This window comes from Streptomyces himastatinicus ATCC 53653 (assembly GCF_000158915.1).
Lineage (GTDB): Bacteria > Actinomycetota > Actinomycetes > Streptomycetales > Streptomycetaceae > Streptomyces > Streptomyces himastatinicus.
Map to the genome: position 1 here is coordinate 10,635,045 of NZ_GG657754.1, position 3,242 is coordinate 10,638,286.

The 3,242-nt window shown below is 71.1% G+C and carries 4 protein-coding genes; 2 read left to right on the top strand and 2 right to left on the bottom strand.

Translation table 11 applies throughout. The features are described 5' to 3' along the window. A partial coding sequence (locus SSOG_RS44815; protein ID WP_039940279.1) for a hypothetical protein occupies window positions 1-519 on the top strand: 519 nt, incomplete at its 5' end. Here SSOG_RS44815 and SSOG_RS55245 read toward each other — a convergent pair. Both SSOG_RS55245 and SSOG_RS44825 read right to left on the bottom strand, forming a co-directional pair. After that, complete coding sequence (locus SSOG_RS55245; protein ID WP_245606534.1) at window positions 407-1,234, bottom strand: site-specific integrase; 828 nt, start codon at window positions 1,232-1,234, stop codon at window positions 407-409. The genes SSOG_RS44815 and SSOG_RS55245 overlap by 113 nt on opposite strands. A 492-nt stretch (window positions 1,235-1,726) precedes the next feature. Beyond that, entirely contained in the window at window positions 1,727-2,494 is a 768-nt protein-coding gene (locus SSOG_RS44825) for a dienelactone hydrolase family protein (protein WP_009720962.1), read from the bottom strand. 272 nt (window positions 2,495-2,766) lie between these two features. Between SSOG_RS44825 and SSOG_RS44830 the strand changes: the two genes are divergently transcribed. After that, a partial coding sequence (locus tag SSOG_RS44830) for a MarR family winged helix-turn-helix transcriptional regulator (RefSeq protein ID WP_245606535.1) occupies window positions 2,767-3,242 on the top strand: 476 nt, incomplete at its 3' end.

Genomic DNA, 3,242 nt, shown 5'->3' on the forward strand with positions numbered 1-3,242 from the left:
GGGCACACCGCGAGCCTGCTCCTCGGCGCCCGGCTCACCGATCCGCACGACGGCCGGGAAGTGAATTTGGCCGAGCCCCGCATCACAGCGGGTGTCCTGCTCGCCGCGCCCGGCCGAGGGGGCGACGCCCTCACCCGGTCCGTGGCCGAGAACATGCCGTTCTTCCTGACCACGGACTTCTCCACGATGACGACCCCCGCGCTCGTGGTCGCCGGAGACAAGGACGCCTCCGGCCACCTGACGGTCATGGGCCCGGACTGGCACACCGATCCGTACGTCCTCTCCCCGGGCCCCAAGTCCCTGCTCACGCTGTTCGACGCGGAGCACGGGCTCGGCGGGGTCGCCGGATACGACGTCGCCGAAACCACGGACGAGAACCCCGAGCGCGTGTCCGCGGTCCAGCGGCTCACCTGGGCCTACCTCCGTACCGAGCTGTACCCCGGGGATCCGGCGTGGAAGGCGGCGAGTGACGCCCTGACGGCCGGCCCCGGCCCGCTCGGACGAGTCGACACCAAGTAGGGGTGTGACCGAGATGCGCGCCAAAGGGGTCGCGTTCGGCGACGTGCCGGGCGACCGAGTCGACGCCGGGGCGGGCGTAGCGCTCCAGGGAGCGGACGGATGCGTGGCGGGAGCGGGCCAGCAGCATCGGGGTGGATGTGCCGTCCTCCGCGTCGTGCGTCAGGGCGCTGTGACGTAGCCGGTGAAGCGTCCAGCCGTCCAGGTCCTCGATGTCGTCGGGCGAGGCGAGGGGGTTTGCCAGCAGCCGGGTGTTCTCCTCGAAGATCTCCTCAGCGCGGCGGTAGGAGAGCCGGGCCCGGCCGGTCTGCGGGCACACGTCGCGCGTGGGTGTTCCGGCCGGGGCGTTGCGGTCGGTGAGGAACAGCGGGCCGCGGGTACGGCGGGCGATGAGGCGGGGCAGGAGCTGGGCGGTGCCGGACTGCCAGTGGATCCACTCGGTCGCCCCGCCCTTGGCGGTGATCCTGCCGCGCTTGTCCTGCGGGTAGAGTCTTCCACGTTGAGGCACAGCACCTCGTCGGCCCGTGCGGCGGACTCGTAGAGCGAGAGCCTTGGTGCGGTCCGGCGGCGCCGGCCGCCGCTCGATGCCGATCGTCGGATCGCACTCGATCCAGCCTCGGCGCTGCCACCAGCCGATCGCCTTGCGCGCGATGGACAGCTCCCGGTTGACGGTGTCGGCGTCCATCTCGTCCGTCCGCGCCGCCGCCAGCTCGGCCAAGACCTCCGGCAGCGCGCGGGTCGTCGATCGCGGCGACGGGGAAGACGGGCGGTTTCGCGCCTCGGCGGGCGGGTCCGGTCGGCGGCGGTTCGCCGGCGAGCATCCATCCCCCCCGTCGAGGGAGATCCGGTAGATCCGTGCGGAGGACTTCGCGATGCCCGCGCCGGTGAGGTACCGCTCGACCGCCACGGTGTACGACGACGGCGGGCGGACAGACGTACGACCCGGGCGCGCGGCAACCGAAGTGCGCCCCCGCTCCCGAGTTCGGTCACCGGTTCGATCGTCACGCCGTCCCGCCCTGCCGATACTGCCGCAGTAAATGCGTACGCCTCGCCCCGGCGGCCGGATTGGTCCGCCGCAGGTCGGGGTGATCACGGTAGGGGCTCTGCCGCAGTAAATCCGGTATTTACTGCGGTAGTTGTGAATACGTCCCCGCGATCGAGTAACCGCCCGAATGCGTTTCTGCTGTGCGGACTTGAGGGGAGTGGACTGTCAGTGCCCGGGGCCAGCATGCTTACCTGGGTCATGCCCCAGATCCTCCGTCACGGGCAGGCACTCGGCGAGCAGGTCGACGACGTCGCGCCAGGCTCGCTGCGCGTGCCGTGGGTGGTAGCCGACGCCGGGGACCACGGGGTGGCCGACCGGCGGGTGGTGGAAGGCGTGCAAGGCGCCGCCGTAGACCGCGAGGCGCCAGTCGACGCCCGCGGCCTGCATCTCAGCGGTGAACGCGTTCTGTTGCGCGGGCGGCATGATCGGGTCTTCCGACCCGACCCCGGCCCATACCGGGCAGCGAATGCGCGCCGCCTCGCCCGGTCGGCCCGTGGTCAGTGCGTTGACTGTCCCGATCGCGCGCAGGCTGACGCCGCCGCGCCCGAGTTCCAGCCCGACGGCACCCCCCGTGCCATAGCCGACGGCGGCGATCCGGTCGGGGTCGGTCCGCGGTTCGTTGCGCAACACATCGAGCGCCGCATGGCCGATGCCTCGCATCCGCTCGGGATCAGCGAGCAGCGGCAGGCAACGGGCCAGCATCTCCTCGGGGTCGCCCAAATAGCGCCCGCCATGAAGGTCGAAGGCCAGCGCTATATATCCCAGCTCGGCGAGAGCATCGGCCCGGCGGCGTTCGACGTCGCTGAGCCCCATGCCCTCTGGTCCGAGCAGCACCGCGGGCCGGCGGTCGACACCGGCCGGGAGCGCGAGGTGCCCGATCATCGTCAAACCGTCGGCCGGATACTCGACCGTACGCGTCGTAATCGTCGTCATGAGACTGGACTGTAGTGATCGTCGAGCCCGGTCCGGCCGGTGTTCTGCCGCCGGCAGAACAGCGCTGGTATCCCTCTGAAATACGGCGAGGGCCCACAAGAACCGTCACAAACCCCGCCCCCACGGCAGCGCTATCGGATCACCTGCCCGGGCCACGGGGGCGCGCAGCGGGGTGAAGTCGACGTCGAGTTTCGGGTCGTAGGGCGACCGCGCCGCCCGCGCCAGTCGACCATTTCCATAAACGGTGAATATAAAAATGCTATGCTTCGAGCATGAGTCGTCAAGACACCACTCCTGGCGCGTCCGCCGCCATCGGGGCAGCCCTCTACGGCCTGGCCACCAGGGCCGCGAGACGCCTGCCCCGGGACATGAGCCTGACGTCCGCCGCCACCCTGGCCACCCTGGACCGGACCGGCCCGCGGCGCATCACCGATCTGGCCGCGGTCGAGGGCGTCACCCAGCCCGCGATGACCGCCCTGGTCCGGGTGATGGAGGAGTCCGGCTTGGTCGAGCGGCGGGGCGACGCGTCCGACAAGCGGGTCACGCTGGTGTGCCTGACCGAGGCCGGCGCCTCCTATGTCCGGACGCGGCGCCAGGCGGGCGTCCACGCGTTCGAGCGGTTGATCGGCGAGCTCACCGGCGACGAGGTCGAGGCGCTGGTGGCGGCCCTTCCGGCGCTGAAGCATCTGGCAGAGCTCGAAAGCCAGGATCGCGAAAGGGCCGAAGCAGTGACCGGGCAGCCGGTCGG